General features: G+C 61.9%; 18 protein-coding genes and 2 pseudogenes. 8 read left to right on the top strand and 12 right to left on the bottom strand.

Going from position 1 to position 20301, the window contains the following annotated elements; translation table 11 throughout:
- Positions 1–50 precede the first annotated feature (50 nt).
- Complete coding sequence (locus tag HZS54_RS25840) at positions 51–1826, bottom strand: glycosyltransferase family 39 protein (RefSeq protein ID WP_179919913.1); 1776 nt, start codon at positions 1824–1826, stop codon at positions 51–53.
- A 206-nt stretch (positions 1827–2032) separates the two neighbouring features.
- On the opposite strand from HZS54_RS25840, the gene HZS54_RS25835 reads away from it, so the two are divergent.
- Positions 2033–3115 (top strand): Gfo/Idh/MocA family protein, encoded by a 1083-nt coding sequence (locus HZS54_RS25835; RefSeq protein WP_179919912.1) that lies wholly within the window; start codon positions 2033–2035, stop codon positions 3113–3115.
- Position 3116: 1 nt separating this feature from the next.
- Here the strand turns inward: HZS54_RS25835 and HZS54_RS25830 are convergent, their stop codons facing one another.
- Together HZS54_RS25830 and HZS54_RS25825 are read right to left on the bottom strand one after the other, a co-directional pair.
- Positions 3117–3509, bottom strand: a complete 393-nt coding sequence (locus HZS54_RS25830) for a HEPN domain-containing protein (protein WP_179919911.1) — start codon at positions 3507–3509, stop codon at positions 3117–3119.
- Positions 3502–3840: a nucleotidyltransferase domain-containing protein gene (locus tag HZS54_RS25825; RefSeq protein ID WP_179919910.1), complete on the bottom strand. Its 339-nt coding sequence runs from the start codon at positions 3838–3840 to the stop codon at positions 3502–3504. Before HZS54_RS25825 ends, HZS54_RS25830 begins: the two co-directional genes overlap by 8 nt.
- 174 nt (positions 3841–4014) lie before the next feature.
- On the opposite strand from HZS54_RS25825, the gene HZS54_RS25820 reads away from it, so the two are divergent.
- Both HZS54_RS25820 and HZS54_RS25815 read left to right on the top strand, forming a co-directional pair.
- The gene (locus HZS54_RS25820; protein ID WP_179919909.1) at positions 4015–4902 is read left to right on the top strand and encodes a hypothetical protein; all 888 of its coding nucleotides are present in this window, start codon (positions 4015–4017) and stop codon (positions 4900–4902) included.
- Positions 4903–4971: 69 nt separating this feature from the next.
- Positions 4972–5811 carry a sugar phosphate isomerase/epimerase family protein gene (locus HZS54_RS25815; protein WP_179919908.1) on the top strand — a complete coding sequence of 280 codons (840 nt, stop codon included), beginning with the start codon at positions 4972–4974 and terminating at the stop codon, positions 5809–5811.
- Positions 5812–5838: 27 nt separating this feature from the next.
- Here the strand turns inward: HZS54_RS25815 and HZS54_RS25810 are convergent, their stop codons facing one another.
- On the bottom strand, positions 5839–6243 hold the full coding sequence (locus tag HZS54_RS25810; RefSeq protein ID WP_246391741.1) for a type II toxin-antitoxin system VapC family toxin: 405 nt from the start codon (positions 6241–6243) through the stop codon (positions 5839–5841).
- On the bottom strand, positions 6240–6461 hold the full coding sequence (locus HZS54_RS25805; RefSeq protein WP_179919907.1) for an antitoxin VapB family protein: 222 nt from the start codon (positions 6459–6461) through the stop codon (positions 6240–6242). The genes HZS54_RS25810 and HZS54_RS25805 overlap by 4 nt, the downstream gene beginning before the upstream one ends.
- A 141-nt stretch (positions 6462–6602) precedes the next feature.
- Between HZS54_RS25805 and mutS the strand changes: the two genes are divergently transcribed.
- On the top strand, positions 6603–9320 hold the full coding sequence (mutS, locus tag HZS54_RS25800) for a DNA mismatch repair protein MutS (protein WP_179919906.1): 2718 nt from the start codon (positions 6603–6605) through the stop codon (positions 9318–9320).
- A 76-nt stretch (positions 9321–9396) separates the two neighbouring features.
- Here the strand turns inward: mutS and HZS54_RS25795 are convergent, their stop codons facing one another.
- The 3 genes and pseudogenes from HZS54_RS25795 to HZS54_RS25785 all read right to left on the bottom strand — a co-directional run.
- The gene (locus tag HZS54_RS25795; RefSeq protein ID WP_179919905.1) at positions 9397–9750 is read right to left on the bottom strand and encodes a hypothetical protein; all 354 of its coding nucleotides are present in this window, start codon (positions 9748–9750) and stop codon (positions 9397–9399) included.
- Between the two features lie 146 nt (positions 9751–9896).
- Positions 9897–10483: pseudogene (locus tag HZS54_RS25790) on the bottom strand (IS630 family transposase); the annotation flags it as partial.
- Between the two features lie 210 nt (positions 10484–10693).
- A pseudogene (locus HZS54_RS25785) lies at positions 10694–10951 on the bottom strand (IS5/IS1182 family transposase); the annotation flags it as partial.
- A 313-nt stretch (positions 10952–11264) separates the two neighbouring features.
- Between HZS54_RS25785 and HZS54_RS25780 the strand changes: the two are divergent.
- Positions 11265–11579 (top strand): hypothetical protein, encoded by a 315-nt coding sequence (locus tag HZS54_RS25780; RefSeq protein WP_179919904.1) that lies wholly within the window; start codon positions 11265–11267, stop codon positions 11577–11579.
- A complete protein-coding gene (locus HZS54_RS25775) occupies positions 11576–12001 on the top strand; it encodes a hypothetical protein (protein WP_179919903.1) in 426 nt (141 codons plus the stop codon). Before HZS54_RS25780 ends, HZS54_RS25775 begins: the two co-directional genes overlap by 4 nt.
- On the opposite strand, the gene HZS54_RS25770 is transcribed toward HZS54_RS25775, so the two are convergent.
- The 4 genes from HZS54_RS25770 to HZS54_RS25755 form a co-directional block, all read right to left on the bottom strand.
- The gene (locus HZS54_RS25770; protein ID WP_179923132.1) at positions 11998–12594 is read right to left on the bottom strand and encodes a PH domain-containing protein; all 597 of its coding nucleotides are present in this window, start codon (positions 12592–12594) and stop codon (positions 11998–12000) included. The genes HZS54_RS25775 and HZS54_RS25770 overlap by 4 nt on opposite strands.
- Before the next feature lie 50 nt (positions 12595–12644).
- Positions 12645–13271: a hypothetical protein gene (locus HZS54_RS25765; RefSeq protein WP_179919902.1), complete on the bottom strand. Its 627-nt coding sequence runs from the start codon at positions 13269–13271 to the stop codon at positions 12645–12647.
- 47 nt (positions 13272–13318) lie between these two features.
- A complete protein-coding gene (locus HZS54_RS25760; RefSeq protein WP_179919901.1) occupies positions 13319–14608 on the bottom strand; it encodes a hypothetical protein in 1290 nt (429 codons plus the stop codon).
- A gap of 211 nt (positions 14609–14819) precedes the next feature.
- Positions 14820–15266 (bottom strand): hypothetical protein, encoded by a 447-nt coding sequence (locus HZS54_RS25755; protein WP_179919900.1) that lies wholly within the window; start codon positions 15264–15266, stop codon positions 14820–14822.
- A gap of 213 nt (positions 15267–15479) precedes the next feature.
- Here HZS54_RS25755 and HZS54_RS25750 point away from each other — a divergent pair, with 213 nt between their 5' ends.
- Both HZS54_RS25750 and HZS54_RS25745 read left to right on the top strand, forming a co-directional pair.
- A complete protein-coding gene (locus HZS54_RS25750) occupies positions 15480–15698 on the top strand; it encodes a hypothetical protein (RefSeq protein WP_179919899.1) in 219 nt (72 codons plus the stop codon).
- 518 nt (positions 15699–16216) lie between these two features.
- Entirely contained in the window at positions 16217–20182 is a 3966-nt protein-coding gene (locus HZS54_RS25745) for an ATP-binding protein (protein ID WP_179919898.1), read from the top strand.
- Positions 20183–20301 lie beyond the last annotated feature (119 nt).

Genomic DNA, 20301 nt, shown 5'->3' with positions numbered 1-20301 from the left:
GCGCTCGCGCACACTCGCGTCGACGGCCGACATCGGCGACGGGGATCGATTTACTCCTGACAGGGGCCCGTCCGGCGGAGGACGACCGTGTACTGGTCGACGCCCATGTCCTGGGGGTCGCCGTACTGCATCGTCCGCGGGCGGACGCTCACCCTGAGGAGCCGCTGGTACATCGGCGCGCGGCCCTTCCCGTCGAGGAACCGCGGCTCGCGGCCGTACTCGCCGGCGATCTCGTAGGGATAGGTGTCCTCGTTGAGCAGGGCGCGGACGTGGGCCTCCACGGCGTCGTTCGAGAGGACCTCCGCCCGCTTGCCCCAGCTGTCGGGGGCGAGATAGAGGATCGAGTTGTGGTAGTTGAGGACGACGAACGCCGGACAGCGGAACTCGAAGGTGTCGGCGCTGACGCCGAAGCGGGCGTCGACGCGGTCGGTGTGGGGCACGGCTGCGTCCTGGGGATCGAGGGTGTAGGTCTCGATGGTGTCGTCGGCCCCCGCGTTCGCCTGCAGGTAGCCGACCGCCTGGTCGCGGGGCTGGGAGGCGTAGGCGAGCGTCCCCGCGCCCGCGTAGGCCGCGCTGGTGACGAGCAGGACGGCGACGACCGCCCGGCCGACCGCGGGCCGCCGGTCGCGCAGGCGGGCGAGTCCGATCGCGAGGACGACGACCAGCAGCGCGGCGACCGGCAGGAGGTGATGGGTGCGGACGTAGCGCCACGAGGAGAACACCGCGAGGTAGACGCCGACGCCGACCAGCGCCATCCGCAGGCCGTCGGCGGCCAGCGAGTCCTCGCGGACCCGCGCAAGGGCCGCGAGCGCGCCGCCGGCGAGGCCCACGGCCAGCGGGAGGCCGACGCCGTGGAGGTAGCTCCGGAGGATCCACCACCAGCTCGGCTGGACGAGCCAGCCGTGAGGTTGGGACTTCGACCCGAACGCGCGGGCGAGCCGACCGGCGAACTCCGTCGGGGCGCCGAAGAGGATGCTCGGATACCCCGCGGCGATGGTCGCGACCCCGATCAGGACGCCCGTCGCGAGGAACTTCGGTCGCAGGGCCCCGCGCACGAACCCCGCCTCCGAGCGGCGGGCGCGCTGGAGGTGCGCGACCCCGAGCATCACCGCGCTCACGCCGCCGGAGAGCTTGAACGCGATGGAGACGCCGCCGAACAGGGCGCCCCAGTAGAACAGCCGGTCGACGCCGGTCTCGACGTACCGGACCGCGAAGTACAGCGACAGCAGCAGGAAAAACAGGGAGGGAACGTCCTCGCCGCCCTCGTGGGCGAGAATGAGCAGCGCCCAGGTGACCGTCAACAGCGCGGCTGCGAGCCGGCCGGTCGCGCGGTCGCGCAGCGTCGTCCCGATGCGGTAGACGACGTAGACGCAGCCGACGGCCATCGCGACGTTGGCCAGCCGGACGAGCAGGACGCCCCAGGTCCACATCCACCCGGGCGTCCGCAGCCAGTGGGTCCAGAAACCCACATCGAGGTGGCGACCCATGTCGGCGAACGCGGGCAGCGCGTCCGTCGCGAGGGCGACGACCAGCACCGGGATCAGGGCGAGCGCCGAGAGGTACATCGCCGAGCCGTAGGTCCGCCAGTAGCCGACGCCCTCGGAGACCGAGCCGAGCCGCGGGTCGTCGAGGACGGTCGCCAGCACCTCGACGGGGTCGACCACGCGCCAGCGCTCGTCGCGGGTCGCGAAGTTGGGCAGCCGGTGCCAGACCCAGAAGCTCGACAGCAGGAGGGCGGCCAGCAGGATGTACGGGAGGTACGGGTCGGCGCGGAGGTCGTCACCGACCTGGCGTTTCGCCCGCCGGAACGGATCGAGGAGGGCCATCTGTTCGTCCCGATTCGACCGGCGGAAGGGGTAAAAACGGCCCGCCTTCGCTCCGGTAGGTAGCGGTTACGCCGAGCGGCGGGACCGGGCGGGCGAAGGATGGGCGCGGCGACCGGTTCGGGGAACGGCTCGCCCGCTCGGGCGACTCGGGGAACGGTTCGCCCGCTTGGATGGTTTTTTCCTCGGGCGTCGCGAACCCGCGGGACATGACAGCCCGCATCGCGATCGCCGGGATCGGCGCCGTCGCGTCGATGCACGCCGAATCGATCGCCGACATCGACGGCGCCGAACTGGTTGCCGGCTCCTGCCGAACGGAGGAACGGGGCCGGGAGTTCGCCGCGGAGTACGACTGCACCTGGTACGACGACACCGAGGCGATGCTCGACGCCGAAACCGTCGACGTGCTCTCGGTCTGTACGCCCAGCGGCGCCCACCTCGAACCCGCGCTGGCCGCGGCCGACCGCGGCGTCGACGTGCTCTGCGAGAAACCGCTGGAGATCACGACCGACCGGATCGACGAGATGGTCGCCGCGGCCGACGAGGCGGGGATCCGGCTGGGCGGGATCTTCAACCAGCGGTACAACCCCGTCGTCCGCCAGTTGCGGGCGGCCGCCAGCGAGGGCCGGTTCGGCGACCTCTCGGTCGCCAACGCCTACGTCCCGTGGTGGCGCGACGACGACTACTACGACGGCGCGTGGCAGGGCACCCAACAGTTGGACGGCGGCGGCGCGCTGATGAACCAGTCCATCCACGGGATCGATGCCATCCAGTGGCTCGCGAGCGCGGCCGGGGCCGGCGGGGACGGCGGCGAAGACGCGAACCCCGTCGTGGAGGTGTTCGCCTACACCGCCCGGCGCGCCCACGACGACGACATTATGGAGGTCGAGGACTCGGCCGTGGCCGTCCTCCGCTACCGCGACGGCACGCTCGGACAGATCCTCGGTGCGACCTCGATGTACCCCGGGTCGCTGAAACGGCTCCAGATCGCGGGTCGGGACGGCACCGCCGAGGTCGTGGAGGACGAACTCGTCACCTGGCGGTTCCGCGAGGAGCGCGACGGCGACGCGGACGTGCGCGCGGAGTTCGGCGAGACGGAGTCGGGCGGCGGCGCGGCCGACCCGATGAGCATCGACTACGCGAACCACCGGCGCAACATCGCCGACTTCCTCGACGCCCGCGCCAGCGGCGAGCCGTACATGCTCGACGCGAGCGAGGCCCGGAAGGCCGTCGCGATCATCGAAGCGATCTACGACTCGGCCGAGCGGGGCGAGCCGGTGCGGGTGGCGTGAGTCAGCCCGCGGGCTCGCCTTCGAGGTGGCGCTCGACCGCTTCGACGAAGGCGGTGGCCCGTTCGGTCAGTGCCCCGACGTCCTCGTCGATCGGTTCGTACCCGTAGTCGGCCTGCTGCCGGAGGTCGGCCAGCGTCGTCAGCAGTCGCCCCTGAGCGCGGGAGAACGAGTCGTCGCGAACGAACTGCTTCCCGAACAGGTTACGGACCGCTCCGTGCGACGACGGGTCGACGCCGCGGTCGTACAGGGCCGCTTGCGCGGCGTGGAAGCAGGCGTAGTAGAGACGATTCACGACGCCGGCGTCGCTACCGCTACCCGCCGCGAGCGACTCCGCGTCGGCGAGCGCCTCGCGAGCTTTGCCCAGTTCCTCGTCGACGTACTCCTCGTCAGCCATAGATACGCGTCCCCTCGTCGAGCACCGACCGGACGAACGGGTGGTCCGACCGTTCGGCGACCGTCGACTCGGACATCGCGTGGATACTGAACGCTACGTCGCGTTCGAGCATCACGTCGTAGGCAACGTCTCTGAGTCGCTCCTCGACGGCGGACGCGTCGGCGTCGTCTCGCAGCACGGCGAACACGTCCACATCCGAATCCGAGCGATGGCCGCCGCGAGCGACGCTCCCGAAGAGGTAGAGTCGCGCGACTGCGGACGGACCCCACTCCTCGACGCGGTCGACGAACGCGTCGACGGCGTCTCGGTGGGGGAGCGTCGATTCGGCCATATCGGCTGTTGCGCGGCGTCGTACTTAAAATCGAGGCGGCAAGGCCGTCGCGATCATCGAGGCCATCTACGAGTCTGCCGAGCGGGGCGAGCCGGTGCGGGTGGCGTAGCTGACGTTCAAACGACCGGTTTACGCTCCGATAGGTACTAGTCGGCGCCGGTCGCCGGGCCTCGTATGCGAAGGCGCGACTTTTGCGGCGTGCTCGGAAGCGCGGCGCTGGCCGGGTGCGGGGGATTGCCGGGCACCGGGCCCGACTCGAACCCCGACTCCCGGTTCGGGGGCGAACCGTGTACGGACGCGTTCGGCGAGGACGCGACCTGCTACCACGAGGTCGCGAACCCGAACGGCGACCTGGTGCTCGTGCCCGACCGCGAGCGGATCACCGACCCGTCGGAACCGGCCACGTTCACGCTGGAGAACGGCCTGAACAGGACAGTCCGCGTCTCGGTCACGTTTCCCGAGGTGTATCGGCGGTTCGACGGGCGCTGGTTTCGCTTGCCCGACCGGCGACAGGATCAGGGCGGGGAGGCCGAACTCTCCGCCGGCGAGTCGCTCCGCTTCGGACTGACCAACGCGGCCGGACCGACGCCCGAGGACGTCGACTGGGGGGCCGGGAAGGCCTACGGCGCCGGCCAGTTCGCCTACGCCGTCTGGTCGTACGAGCCGGACATCCGGGCGGTCGCCCGCTTCGTCGTCGACGGCGACCCGATGACGCTCGCGCCGCCCGGCGACGCGACGACGACGCGATCCGGTTCGGAGATCGAGGTTCGCGGCGAGCGGTTCCGCGAGCGCGACCACTCGCTGACGACCACGTTCACTGCCAGACCGGACGCCGAGGAGACGGTCGCAGTTCCGCCGGAGGCGTTACGCGGGCAGTGGGAGCTCCGATGCGTCGCGTACCTGCGGCAGGCGGGCGTATCGACGGTCCGGGTCCTGACCGAAGACCGCGGATTCTTCCGGACGCCGCTGGAGTGGCTCGACGCCGCCGGCGCCCCCGCGTCGGACGACACCGTCTACGAGGTCGGCTCGACGGCGTTCGCCGTCACGGAACGGTCGGTCTGACCGGCGCCACTACGGGCGCCCCTCTCCGCTGTGGCAAGACATACGGACCAGCGGTCCGACCCCGGAGTGATGACCGACCCCTTGCCGATCAGCGGGTTCGCCGACGAGATCGCCGACGATCTGGACGACCAGCTCGCGACGCTCGAATCGCTCGACATCTCACACCTCGACCTGCGCGGCGTCTGGTCGGAGAACGCGCTCGACCTCTCCGAGGACCGACTCGACGAGCTGGAGGCGACGCTGGACGACCGCGGCTTCTCCGTCACCTCCATCGGCTCGCCGATCGGCAAGATCGGGATCGAGGACGACTTCGAACCCCACATGGACCGCCTCGACCGGGCGCTCGAACTCGCGAACCGGTTCGACGCCGACGGCGTCCGGGTGTTCTCCTACTACATTCCCGAGGGCGACGACCCCGCCGACCACCGTGAGGAGGTGCTGCGGCGGACCCGCGTCGCCGTCGAGAAGGCCGAGGACGCGGGCGTGACGCTCCTCCTGGAGAACGAGAAGGACATCTACGGCGACACGCCCGGGCGGATGCGGGACCTGCTGATGACCGTCGACTCGACGCATCTCCGGGCGGTCTTCGACCCCGCGAACTACCTCGAAATCGGGGTTCGGCCCTACCCGGACGCGCTGCTCCAGGTGGTCGAGTACGTCGAGCAGGTCCACGTCAAGGACGCCGAGTTCGGCGAGCGCGGGGCGATCCGACCCGCCGGCGAGGGCGACGGCCGCATCGGCGAGACCGTGGCGGCGTTGCACGAGCGGGGCTTCGACGGCGCGCTGTCGCTGGAACCGCACCTGGCGTTCGCGGGCTCGGACTACGGCTACAGCGGTCCCGAGGGCTTCGAGGCGGCGGCCGAGGCGTTGAAGGACGAACTGGACGAGGCGGGGGTCGCGTACGAGTAACGTCGGAGAGCGAACTGGCGGGTGGCCCTACGTGTCGACGATATCGACATCCAGCAACTCGTGAATCGGTGGTTTGTCGAAGTCGTTCTCGTTGGCAGTCACGAGCGTCGCGTCCGCTTCCCGGGCGGTCGCGGCGATCAGGAGATCGGCGAGGTCGAGCGTCGTGTCCGTCGCCGCGAGGCGAGCGCGCATGTTCGCCGCCTCGACGGCGACGTCGAGCGGGAGCACCTCGTCGACGACGCTGTCGACCTGGGACCGCTTCGTCCGGATCGTGTCGTGGCTCTCGTACACCTGGAGCCACTCGAAGAGGACGACCGCGGGCAACCCCCACGGGTCGTCGTGGTGCTCGGCCAGGTAGTCGACGACATTCCCGTCGGGCGGGTCGGTCGTGTACTTCCGAAAGACGTCGTTGTCGAGACACAGCATCGTCATTCCTGGGTCCGCTCGTCGAGCGACTCGTTCAGGTCTTCACGCGCTTCTTCCATGCCCTCGGCGACGCCTTCGCCGCCGAACCCCGCCATCTCTCGGACTTCGTCTTCGGTTCGACTGACCGCCAGCCTATCGAGCAGTTCGTCGAACGTCTCCTCGTCCCGCTTTATCGCCTCCAGTTTCCGCTTCGTCGCTTCGGAGATGCGGATGGACGTGCTCATGCTGCATACGATGTATTCGAACCGCGAATATCTTTCGTCGACCCGCGGGGCGACATCGACGGGCGCTGTCGCGGTTTCAGATCGGACCACTTCCGATCCGGACCCGTAGCCTTTTACCTCGGTTCGGACACACCTCCCTGTATGACCGAGGCGACGGGTATCGTCGGGGAGTTCCTCTCGCTCAAGGAGGAGACCGACGCCGACATTCTCGCGATGCAGTGCGGCGACTTCTACGAGTTCTTCGCGGAGGACGCCGAGCTCGTCGCCGACGAGCTGGATCTCAAGGTGTCTCAGAAGGGGTCACACGGCTCCTCCTATCCGATGGCGGGCGTGCCGCTGGACGACCTGACTCCGTACCTCTCCGCGCTGGTCGAACGCGGCTACCGCGTGGCCGTCGCCGACCAGTACGAAACCGACGACGGCCACGCCCGGGAGATCACTCGGATCGTGACCCCGGGCACCCACCTCGAAACGAGCGACGACGACGCGCAGTACCTCGCGGCCGTCGTCCGTGACCAAGACGACGGCGACGCCACCTACGGCATCGCCGTCGCCGACGTGACGACGGGGCAGTTCCTCGTCACCGAGCAGTCCGGCGCCGACGCGACGAGCGCGGCGCTGACGGAGCTGTACAAGTTCGATCCCGCGGAGGTGCTGCCCGGGCCGGAGATCCGCTCGGACGACGCCTTCCTCGACGAGGTGCGCGAGCGGACCGACGCCTCCCTCTCCTTGCACACCACAGAGGCGTTCGCGCCGGGCCGCGCCCGGCATCGCGTCCGCGAGCAGTTCGGGGCGGAGACGCTGGAGAGCGTCGGGATCGCCGACGCGGAGGCGGCGGTCCGGGCGGCGGGCGCGGTCGTCTCCTACGTCGACGAGACGGGCGCGGGCGTGCTGGCGTCGATGACGCGCCTGCAGTCGTTCGACGAGTCGGCCTACGTCGACCTGGACGCGACGACCCAGCGCAACCTCGAACTCACGGAGACGATGCAGGGGGATCGAGACGGGTCGCTGTTCGACACGGTCGACCACACCGTCACCAGCGCCGGGGGGCGACTCCTCCGGGAGTGGCTCCAGCGCCCGCGCCGCTCGCGCGAGGACCTCGCTCGCCGCCAGTCCGCCGTCGCCGCGCTGACCGAGGCGGCTATGGCCCGCGACCAACTCCGGGAGACGCTGGGCGACGCCTACGACCTCGAACGGCTGGCCTCGAAAGCCGCCTCGGGCAGCGCCGACGCCCGCGACCTCCGGGCGGTCCGAGAGACGCTCGCGCTATTGCCCGAAGTGGGCGAGCTGGTCGCCGAAACCGAGCGACTGGCGGGCTCGCCGTTGACCGAGGTGCTGGAGCGGCCCGACCGCGAAGCCGCGGCCGAACTCGCGTCCGACCTCGACGAGGCGCTCGTCGAGGACCCTCCGGGGACGGTCACGCAGGGGGGGCTGATCCGACGGGGGTTCGACGACGAACTGGACGAGGTCGTCGACGACCACGAGGCCGCGCTGGACTGGATCGAGACGTTGCCCGAGCGGGAGAAGCGGCGGACGGGCATCACGCACCTCTCGGTCGACCGCAACAAGACCGACGGCTACTACATCCAGGTCGGCAAGAGCGAGACCGACCAGGTGCCAGAGGAGTACGAGCAGATAAAGACGCTCAAGAACTCCGAGCGGTACGTGATCGACGAGCTGGCGGAGCGCGAGCGGGAGATCCTCCGGCTGGAGGAGCGCCGGCACGAGATGGAGCGGGAGATCTTCGAGCGCCTCCGGGACCGCGTCGCGGCGCGGGCGGCGGTCCTGCAGGAGACCGGACGGGCGCTCGCCGAGTGCGACGCGCTGGCGAGTCTGGCCGCCCACGCCGTCCGCAACGACTGGACGCGCCCGGAACTGGCCGACGGGCGCGAACTCGTCGTCGACCAGGGCCGGCACCCCGTCGTCGAGCAGACGACGCAGTTCGTCCCGAACGACCTGCGGATGGACGACGACCGGCAGTTCCTGATCGTCACCGGGCCGAACATGAGCGGGAAGTCGACGTACATGCGCCAGGCGGCGCTGATCACGCTGCTCGCGCAGGTCGGGAGCTTCGTCCCCGCCCGCTCGGCGCGAGTGGGACTGGTCGACGGCATCTACACGAGAGTGGGGGCGCTCGACGAGTTAGCACAGGGCCGCTCTACGTTCATGGTCGAGATGCAGGAGCTGTCGAACATCCTCCACTCCGCGACCGACGAGTCGCTCGTGATCCTCGACGAGGTGGGGCGGGGCACCGCGACGTACGACGGCATCTCGATCGCGTGGGCGGCGACCGAGTATCTCGCCAACCGGATCCAGGCCAAGACGCTGTTCGCGACTCACTATCACGAACTCACGGCGCTGGGCGAGGAGCTCCCGACGGTGGAGAACGTCCACGTTGCCGCGGACGAATCCGACGGCGATGTCACCTTCCTGCGGACCGTCGAGGACGGCCCGACCGATCGGTCCTACGGAGTCCACGTCGCCGACCTGGCGGGCGTCCCCGACCCCGTCGTCGACCGCTCGCGGGACGTGCTCGACCGGCTGCGCGAGGAGAAAGCGATCGAAGTCCGCGGGAGCGACGGAGCCGACGGCGGCGGGACCGAACAGGTCGTCTTCGATCTGGGGTCCGGCGAGCTCGTCGCCGGTGACTCCAATAGCTCCCAGCAGGTCGCGACCGACGGGAGCCAGATGGAGGCGCCCGCCGAGGAACCGAACGGTCAGTCGCTCGATCCGGAGACCGAAGCGATCCTCGACGAACTCGGTGATATCGACGTCAACGAGACGCCACCCGTCGAACTGATGGCCAAAGTCCAGACCTGGCAGGAGCAACTCGAAGACAGCGACGCCGATGTCAGCTGAACAGCGACGTTGAGAGACTGAGGCTGTAGATATTGCGTCGATACAGTACCTCGAGCTCCTCGTAATAGGGGTGTGGCTAAGGCCACAATCTCAAAAGGCCGCAGTCTGGGCAGGTGCGCCGGTAGACCGGCGTCAGTAGCTCGAAGACGCGCCGACCCTGGTCTTGCTCTTTGGGCGTGATCTCCTTCTCGCCGAGTTCGCCGTCGGGTTCCTCCTGGTCGGCGCGCTCGGGACAGTACTGGGACTGTCCGCTCAGGAGGAGTTCGTAGGCGTATCTGGCGAGTTTCTGGTCGGTGCTGGCGGCGTGGTTCGAGGGGCGAGTGTCGTCGCGAGTAGTACGCTCGGGGTCGTACTCGTCGGATTCTGGGGCGGCAAAGTTCTCGCGAGAGCCGAGCGCCGGCCCGTCCCTACCCTCGGTGACCGCGGACATGCATTGAGCCATGGCGGGTGTGACGACCGCCCCTGTTGGGCGAACCCTTCAGAGCGGCCGACTGAGTGGCTCTTCCACGCCGGTAAAAGACAGGTCTCTCTTGGCTGATTCCTTGCGATTTCTGTCTTCTAATAATATAGTAGACATTAGAAATAATCACTCACGTTTGGAACCGAAAGTTGGTCGAGATTGGTATCGATCGCGGTGGTCAGTTGCTCAAGCGAGTCGAAGAACCGGTTGCTGAGAGCGTCTTGGAGCTGCCGTCAGCACTCTTCAACAGGATTGAGTTCCGGCGAATACGCCGGTAACGTGACGGAGGCGAGGTCGTCACGGGCCGCCAGGTCCGTGACGGCCGACGCCTGAAAGTACGGCGCTCCATCCAGCACGACGATCAAGTCTTCTTCGAACTCTTCGCATAACGCGAGGATGAAATGTTTTGCATGATCGGCGGTGACGTACTCGGTGAACCGTGAGAAAAACCAGTCGCCGTCTTCGGTAATCGTGCCAAGCAGACACGTCCAGTCGCGTTGGCCGGACAGTTCGACGCTCGGCCGCGTGCCGCGCGGAAACCACGCAGCACGCGGCTCGACCTGCGCTGATTTCTTGGTTTGGTCGATACAGACTATTTTGGCGTCCATCTCCGCTCGCTTTTTTTTGATCTCGTCGTGGAATTCTTCTTGGTCGGCTTCTCGGCCTCGGCGGCTGCACGGCGTGGTTTTTGATAACTCAATCCGTCCACGATGTCGCCGTAAAGACTGGAGACACGGTAGACAGTGTCGTCGAGCTCAATCCAGTCTACCTTTAGAATATCTTCATAATCGTCTTCTCCCACTAGGCAGCCACCCATCTCTTTCTGGTTACAGACCCGTCTTTCTCGGAATTCACGTTGATTTTACCTTGGTCATTCCATTTCTCTCGAATGAGGAATAGGGGCCGTGGTGAATCGCCAGAGCGCTGTCTTGATTCTGTCAAACCACTTGACTAGCGTCGAGTGATCGGGGAGATCGGCCGCGTTGAAGCCGATCTCCCCGAGTATTTGTGGCATCTCGCTCAGCAAATCAAGTGCTTCTCGGTAGGATTTTTCTAGGTAAACCCGCAGACAGTGCAGCGACACCACAGCATACTCGGCTTCGCCTCGCTCACCAACAGTATTTTTAGCTAACTGGACCGCTTTCTTCGTGAAGCGGGGGATCTTCGACATGGATCATCGGCGGTTTCCCGCTTCAACTTCCTAGTTCTGACGGTGAAGCCGACACTGTACAGCGATTCACCAGAGCCCAATGTACACGATATTATTGTTCCACCCCAGTTCGTAAACCCCGATCTGGTTCGGGATATTGAGGTTGCTATACGTACTCCACCGCTTCTGCAACGGCATACCTATATGATACATCCATTACAGGTGCCAAAAATCTTACCGAGTTCATAGGGAACTGTCGGCTGCCTCCATCGGTATTATACTATTAAAAAGCTGAGCGCAAGCATGATATAGTCCGATAGAATAATCCACTTACATGGCTACAAGGGAGACAGTCGTCTCCAAATCGGTTGAATATGATTCAGCAGCATGCACTAACTGTAGCGATGAGGTATTTGTTGACACTGATATGGAGAATGTAGATAATTTGCCGAAAGGAGTACCGACTGTCGTAACCGGAGGAGAGAATATGACCCTGGAGACGACTGGCGCAAACATCACATCACAGGACTACCGTATTCCCAAAGTGCTCGTGAAACTTTTCGGACTGGAGTCTACAAGCGAAATTAACCAGTCGTATCTCTGTCCAAGTTGCGCAAAGTCCTTGTACAATTTCGAACCAGACCAATGAGTCGAGAAAGCGCAGTTACAGAGACAGTCTCATATCAGATCGAAAACTGCCATTTATGCGGATCTGAAGTAGGCTTGGGAGTAGATATCCCAGAAGATGAAATGGCGAAATCAGGATATGCCGTCTTGATTGGTGAAGGGGATGTTTCTATCCGTGGTGAAAAAGCAGGTAACTGGAGCGCAGAAATAGAACTCTCTGGGTCAGATTCGGACTCAAACGCTCCTAATGTCGCGGGACATATTCTCTGCGTAGACTGTGCCGAGGCAGTTCATGACCATTCTCCCAGCAATAATAACTACCGCAGTCAGCTTCCCGACAAGTTGGTCTCAGGAACTAGTGAAATAGATATACCGCTTACAAATGAACAGTTGGCCGTAGTTGTTACAGTGTTTGTTCTACTACTAATTATTCTGGCACTCTAGATCTGGTCGAGCAACGATTGCTTTTTCTCTTCGAATTCTTCCTCGGTGACGACGCCTCTATCTCGGAGATCTCCTAACCTCTCAAGTTTATCTAACGCGTCTTCTTCATCCGGAGATGAATTTCCATCCGAATCCTCGTTTCTTGTCTTCCCAGTCTTTCGGCACTTCTCTCGGACGAACTTCGCCATATCTTGGACCTCGTCCTTATCGATTTGACCTACGCCAAGCCCGAATACTTTGGAATCTGTTTCTAAGTTTAATCTTTTTTGGACCATGCCGAAGCTGACTTCCACTGAGGAAATGTCCTTGTAGTCGATGGAGGTCTGTTTTGACCCAATCATTTTTCCATGCTTGAATAGAACACGGCGATCAGTTACGGCGGTAGTAAGGTTGAGCACGCTTTGCTGTTCACCATCGATTTTCAGCTGGCCGCCAGAATCTGTCGCAAAGAAGTGGACCTTTTCGCCAGGTTCTAAGTACTCATCGATTTTCTTTACACGTTTCTTTGAGACATAATCATTTTGCGGCTCGCAGTCAAGATCTGCGTTCTCCAATATGATATCATCTTCACTTGCATTATCGAACAGCCCCATGCAGACTCATCTCTCATACAGAAAGATAAATAGATGGGATGGCCTGATATCTATCTTGTTCTCCTTTCCATGCTGAATAAATCTTTCAGCGACGGTAGGTCCTTGCCTGCCGCAAATACGTAGAGATAGGCCGCAGGGAGAAGCGTCGACAGGAAGATCACCACGGCGTTGTGTATCGTCGAGAACGGGCTGTAAGTACCTCGAATAACGTAAGAGAGTACCAACGCCAGGAGACCGGCTGCATAGACCAGATACGTATCTCGCTCACCATTCAGAATCGCCCAAGGATCCTTCTCGGCGCGGACATTCACGAAGGCCCGGCTGATGATCCCGATAATTGCCAGCAATTGCACTACTGCAAGCGGGCCAAAACGGGCTTCTACCGCCTGTCGTACTATCATTGAGGTGTACACAAGGCTGGTTACTCCGAACAGAAGCCCGATCTGTGCCCATGTCCGGTGAAATTCGTCTCCAATGAATATCAGAATATCCAGGAAGTCTTCTTTGCCGCCGGTGGACGTCCAGACTTCGTAGAGCAGACCGAAGATCAGCAGTAAGGAGATGGACTCTATCAGGTAGTAGTTGTCCGTGATCCAGTTCGCAAGAGACCGTGAGAGAAGGAACCAGATAACGACAACTCCTGTACCTACAAGCAATTTCTCTTGATCCTCCTTCATGATTGAGGCAAACGAGTTAGCCTGCAATAATCTTATCAATCATAAAATCAGAACCAAGCTAATTCATTTGCCTCAAATTCTTGCAGACCACGTAGTCCATCTGTATTCCCTTCTAGTAGGATTTCACGAAGAATCCTTCGTACAAGAACAAGTAAGGATTCATAATCAGTCGATATATTGTGGACTGAAATATTCGTATTTCCGTGGATCACTTTATTCCGGGCCGGATACCAGAAATACTCAAGAACTTTCTCTTGAGGGGCTGGCAAACAGTTTTCGACTGCTTTAGTATTCGTTAAGGTATTGGAATATCTGTATTCCTGTAGTTGGTTTTGGTGGTTTTGGTACAGCCGGGGGTGGTGCTCTGTGGGAAAACTTCCCGTTACATTGATTAAATCCTTGAACTCAACCTCTAATCCATCCACTAGTAATTTTATCTGTTTCTCTGTATCACCTTGATCAGTAGAATACTGGTTTGCGAGCATCTCAATAGCAACGCATAGATTCACAAACCTAGGATCGATAGGTCGCCGAGTATTAAGAGAATCAACTGATAGCCCAAAAACTTCTTTCAAGTTGAGATCTTCTTCTTTATCAATAAAGTTCTCATACGCTCGATCCAAGAACAAAGGAAGCTCGCGGCCAGTTCTTAGTAATAAGTGACGTTTACGACAGCTGCTTCCGATATTAGACTGGACACTTCGAGCCTTTACATAAACTGGCGAAGGATTATCCTCTGAACCACTGCTTTCAGGCTCATACAATCTGAGAAGAGGTGTAGAGGGGATGGTTCCCTGAATATAGGAACTCAACCAAGTAATTTCTTCTAATCTCTCAGAGATAAAATCTGATATTCTTCCTACCCCGCCATACACTCCATCAAGCTCAAATCGTAAATTTCCAGTCCGAACCAAATTATGGTATTCTTGGATTGAATTTACCCTGGTAGCATAATCGTCAAAAGGTTCAAAAGCCATAGACCAATTTGCACGGTTGCCTCCACCCGCTCGGAAATCAGTTCGTTCGATTAGGTCAAGATCGGAATCGGGGTTACAGTGATCGGGATGTCTCGAGCACTGGAAGCCAAGAACATCTGCTATCGCTTCCACAGATTCTCCTCTGGTTGACCAACTCTCATCTGGAATTATCTCTATTGTAGAAAGTGATTGAACGCCTGTAAGCGGGCCAGATAGTACGTTCTTCGCAATGATTTTCTCACCTTGATCTGTTTTCCCTGTTAATGTTCCGTAGACTCCGTCTTTCAAGTGGCCTTCTGGGGGCTCTACGGTCTCAATTTCTAACTTCCCACCTTCAGTTAGCCAAATTTCTATTTTCACAGAGTCCTCTTCAATATCTAATTCAGCTGTTCGGCTGAAGACCCATGAATGATGATCGATATAGCTCCGAGATGTCGACATTAGTGTGCTGAGAGGTGATTTTGGGCGCTTTGTATAAAGGCACGATCAATATCTAAATTTAGGACAATTAACACTCATGCCTGGCCTAATTTGCTCTGAAATCTACGAGCTTCAAATTGCATTTTCTTCACTACAATCGACGACCTACACTCTCGCAGAACTCGAATAACATATTGTGGATCTCGTGAGGGTCTGAGGAATGGACTACTAAATAAACCTCCTCGATCAGCTCGTCGCCTACCTGTTGAACAGCTTCAAACCCACCTGAATCCGTGTTTTCGACGATCTCTCTGATTTCCTCAACCTCGGTGAGATGGTATTCACGGGCAAGATCGCCAATAAGGCCTGGTCCATTAATTTCCAGTTTTAACGCTGTGGCTCCTCCAAGCAGATCCACAGTGATATGCTGTACACGGCACGGCCCAATCCGATAAGAAGACGAGGCAAGCTTCTCTCTAATCTCTTTCTCCTTCTGTAAGTCAGGAGAATCCGCAATCTGAGCTGATATCTTCTCTAGGGTCTTGTCTGATAGACTTCGGGCAACTCCTCCAACCACTGCGCCAGAGACTGGATCCATACTATACTGTGATAGGAATTCCGGGAAAAGTGTTCGCCCAATATCCAGTGATCTCCCTCAGATTACCATCACAAAGCTGGGCAGGATCATCTGATGAGAGGCAATTCAGCGATTCTCTACAGGTGTAGTTCCCGATATACGTCTCTCAACCCCGGTTATGTTCCGGGTTTATGGTGAAACCTCAAATACTTCGAAAAGATACGGCTATATGCAATGGCACAGATTACCAAAGGTGCTCAGGTTGCTATTGAAGCAGTATGCAATCATCCCGACCCAGAGAATCCTCTAGAAGACTTTCTGGCTGCCACAATGTTCGTTGCGGGAAATCAAGAAGATCCAATCGGCTACGTCACTGATGAGGAGTTAGCGGAGATCGTCGTCCATGCAAACGAGGACGGACCTCATGGTGTGGCCCAAGCGTTGTCGACATAAGTCTAAGGGTTCTATATCGGCTAATTGCGGCGCCGATGACTTTGATTGGTCCAAGCGTTTTCTTCTCACAACTATCTTTGGAAAGCCACATAGTTCGTACTCGCTTCTCCACTCATCGAATAAAATCGATGCTTCGTCCGTTCTGGACCCCTCCTTCGCGGAACCAACGAGTCTTCTCGCCAGTATCGTCACTTGGTGGCCGGACCAGAATTTGTTTGGTTGCCCCTCACCGGGCGCTACTCTGTCCGGTGGCTACCCTCTCGATTACTCTCCCAAAGTCTCCATTCCCCGCCATTAGTTAGTTACATTGAAATTATGCGAAAACATTAGGATGGGACACGAAGGGGGAAAGCAGATGGGAAACTCGCAAGGACTGCACGGTCGAGTGCCATCGACCTGGGTCGAGTTCCTCGCACAGAGTCGTTCCCAGTACCGATTCACTTGCTTGGGAGACAGTCCACATCCCAGCCAGCGGAGACGGATGCCACTGAGAGCGCATCGACCGGAGGCCGGTATCGATGGCGACTGACGTGCCCGAGGGCGAACCCGAACAGCGAACAACGGCCGACTCGTCGGCACTTCCGGTCGCAGTCCCGGACGAGATGCAGGCGGCCGAGTCCATGCCGGCCGCTGACGGGATCGAGCCGCGACCGTACATCGAGATCCGGCCCGCGGAGGCGGGGGTCGACCCGGTGGCCGTGACGCGGGCGATGGAACAGGTACAGGCACTGCTCGCCGAGCACACGGAGACCGGGCTGATCGCGACGCTCCGGCGGTCGACACAGGTGCCACAGGTCGAGTGGCTGCTCGTCTCCGACGGCCGTCCCGACCCCCAGATCCGGTATCTCGTCGGAACGGACCACCCCGACCTGATCGAGGACCTGACCGGCCTCCTCCGGCGCTGTTTCCCGCCGACCTACGAACTCCGGGAGGTGACGTGGCACCCCCGATACGTCGAGGAGTTCCTGCCGATCGCCGACCCGGAGACAGGGCGACACTCGGTCACGTTCCCGACCGGCGAGGTGGTCGATACGACGGTCCATCCGTACGTCGCGGGTGTCGAATACTACGGCCGAACGAAGCGCAGTCGCGACTGGCAGACGCCCCTGATGTCGTTTGCCGGTGGGACAGGGTCGAGTCGTCGCTCGAATCCCTCGACCCGTCGCTCACAGACATCGACCCATCGATCGAACGCGTCACAGCGTCAAAACGACGGATCGTCCGGGCCGTCGATCGCACCGCTGATCGAGACGATGTCCAACGCCTCGGTCCCGGTCGTCTACCAGTTGGTCTGTGAAGCCCACGACGACTGGAGCGAGCAAGCGGACGACTACATCCACGATCTCGAACACGGGACGGCCACGCTGGGAGCGCGCCTCTGGGAGGCCGTCTCACCGCGCACCGAGGAGGAGCGCGAGCAATACACGCCGCCGGCGTCGGATCGCAAGCGAATCGAGGCCATCACCGAGCGCGACCCACAGCGGACGCTCCGTGTCTCTGCACGCGCCGCCGTGCTGACGCGAACGGATAGAGGGCGCGCCGACAGAGTCGCCCGACAGCTGAAGACTGCGTTGAGTGCCGTCGACGGTCCGCATCACGAACTGCGGGGCGAGATCGTCACCGACGCGGATCTCAAACCCCTGGGTGAGACGCCACCGGGAACGGCGCTGTTCGAGGAGGTGATCGAGCGCACGGTCCACTCAGTCACCTACGAATCGGTCTCGAACAAGCTCCCGTGGAACCAGTTCCGGAGCCGGGGGATCGTCGTCGCGCCAGCGGAACTCCCGGGGCTGTGTCTCGTCGACGGGACAGACCTCACACCCGATGGCCACCGCGCGCTCGCGACGCGACCGATAGAACAGACCGCGCTGATGCTTCCGCCACCACAGCAGCTCATGCAGTATACGCCACCGGGGATGGCACTGGGCATGCCGCTGACTCACGACCGCCAACCCTACGGCCAGCCGTTCTATCTCAAACCGAGCCAGCAGGACCGCCATCTCGTCGTCGTGGGGGACACCGGCTCCGGGAAATCCGTCCTCATGGAAGGTGGGATGGTCACGAACGCAGCGGCGACCGATGGTCCCGAGATCCTCTTCGATTACAAGGGCGGCGGCACTGCCGAGGAGTATCTCCGCGCCCACTACGCCGAATACGGTGACCTCGACGATGTCCTGTACTTCGACCTCTCACGTGTGCTACCGGCCTTCTCGTTTTTCGACATCGAACCGCTCCTCGAGGCGGGCGTCCCCAGAGAGGAAGCCCGGTCACGGAAGGCGGGCCACTACGCGGAGATCCTCGAGGGTGTGATGGGCGCCGAGAACTACGGCAAGGCTGCCGAGTCGGTCAAGGCGATCGACAATCACCTCCGGGCGCTCTACGACCCGGTCCACGGGAGCGATACGATCGACCACGACGATCTGATCAGTGCGCTTCGACAGACCCAGCGTGGTGAGGCGGTGCCCTCGACGACCGACGAGAACCTGACCGACTACTTCCACAGCCTCGACGACCTCGACCGGGACGTCTTCAACGCGATCCTCGGCGGAGCGGTCGGCCGCGTCGAGAACATCGCGACCGATGGCCGGCTCGCGCCCGTCTTCGAACACACCCCGGACGAGCGCGACGGCCCCGACGAAACCGAGACCGGCGACTCGACCACGGCCCAGCCGTCCTTCGACTTCACCGAACTCGTCGACGAGGACAACGTCATCGTCTTCGATTTCGCGGGAATGGAAGGGAAGGCCAAGCGAACGCTGACGCTGGTCATCCTCTCGAACCTCTGGACGGCGCTCAAAGCGCGCGCCCAGCGCCGTGACCACGGTGACGACCCCCCACAGGTCAACTGCTATCTCGAAGAGGCCCGCGACGTCGGGGGGACGAAACTACTCGACACGTTGCTCTCCGAGGGACGCAGTTTCGGGCTGTCGATCGCCCTCGGCCTGCAGTTTCTCGAACAGCTGGAGTCGCCGGATCCCGAGAACAACACCTATCAGGAGGCGCTCAACGAGACGGCGACGTTCGTCGTCGGGAACGTCTCGGTCGATACCGACCTGCCGCGCGTCCTCGCGACCGAAGCGATGTCTGTCGAGGAAGTCGACAAACGGCTCACCGGGATGAGCCGCGGCGAGTGGCTCGTCCGGCCCGGGACCGACTTCGGCGAGCCGGCGGTCAGGCCGTTCCTCGCCCAGTCGCTTGCGGCCCCGTCCGGCCACCCGGCCAGTGACGACCCGCTCTCGGGGGCCGCGGAACGCGCGTTCCAGGCCGCCTTCGAGCGCGTCCGCGACCGAACGGCCGCGACTGCAGGCCTGCGCCAGCACGACGCCATCGAGACCGCGACCGATGCTGACGCGTCCGACGACACCGACGCGACGGACAGCGATCCGGACGCGGACACGGCCGACTCCGAGTCAGCGCCACAGCACGCCGAGTCGATCCATCCCGACCTCCGAACCGATACGCTCCTGCCACACACGCGGCGCATGCCCGACTGCGTTACGTACGACGACGCGGCGGACGCGCTGTGCTGTGCGGCGTGTCACAATCGCTACGACCCGTCTATCGACGGGATGGTCCGGGCCATCGAGTGCTGTCACTCCATGGAGGAGGTCGACGCCGACGACATCCCGATCTGTGAGTTCAATCTGAAACTCTCGCCGGACGAGATCGTGGCCTCGGAGTGGTCGCTAACGCAGTTGCTGTTCATCCAGGCCGTCTACAACGCCGAGCAGCGTCGCTACGACCCGCGGGCGTACGACCTCAAGACCGATTCGATGCTTCGCCTGGAGGAGTACGTCGGGATCGACAGGGAGGAGCTCCAGCCGCTGCTGGACGCGGATCTGGTCCGCCACGACACCGACCATCCACACCGGCTGTACTCGGTGTCACCCGACGGTCGAAGTGTGATCGGCGAGGCCTATCGGCGCGGTGTCGATTTCGGCCACGGGCGAGGCGACCTTGAGGAATCCAGTGAGCACGTGTTCGGCGTCGAGGTCGGGATCGAATTACTCGAACAGCAGTACAGGGACGACCCCGAATCGGCCGTCGAGACGGTCTCTCCCTATCACGAGCTCACAGAGGGGTCGCTCCCGGCAGCGGCGTTCATGGGCGACGGGTCCGACATCGACGAGGACGCCACGGGCTACGACCGGCGGCGGCTTGACGTCGCCGGCCTCGACAGCGAGGGCAACGTCGTCGTCACCGTCGAGGTCGAACGCGTGAACAACGACGTCCACCGGGCAGTCCCCGAAGACTACGACAAGATGGCCGCCTGCGATCCGGCGGAAGCCATCTGGATCGTCATGGCGCGCAAGGATGGCCACCAGGTGCTGTCGGTCCTGAACGACCCACCCGAGGGTGAACCCCGCGTCGAAAAGACCTACAGTCGGAACACCCCACCCCGGGACTTCCGGATCGACACGCCGGGGATGACGGCGATCTATCCGGCCGAGTACGTGCGAGATACGCTCCTGAACGATGACTAGATCCATGCATTGCGGACAGCGTACCGGACACCGCTTGCGACGGTGGGGCGCTGTCACCACGGCTCCAGAGCGAGTGCGATTGGTCCGAAAAAGATACCTATATGACCAGTACAAATGAT

The sequence above is a fragment of the Halosimplex pelagicum genome, from assembly GCF_013415905.1.
GTDB classification, from domain to species: Archaea; Halobacteriota; Halobacteria; order Halobacteriales; family Haloarculaceae; genus Halosimplex; species Halosimplex pelagicum.
This window is presented reverse-complemented; position numbering and strand designations above follow the sequence as displayed.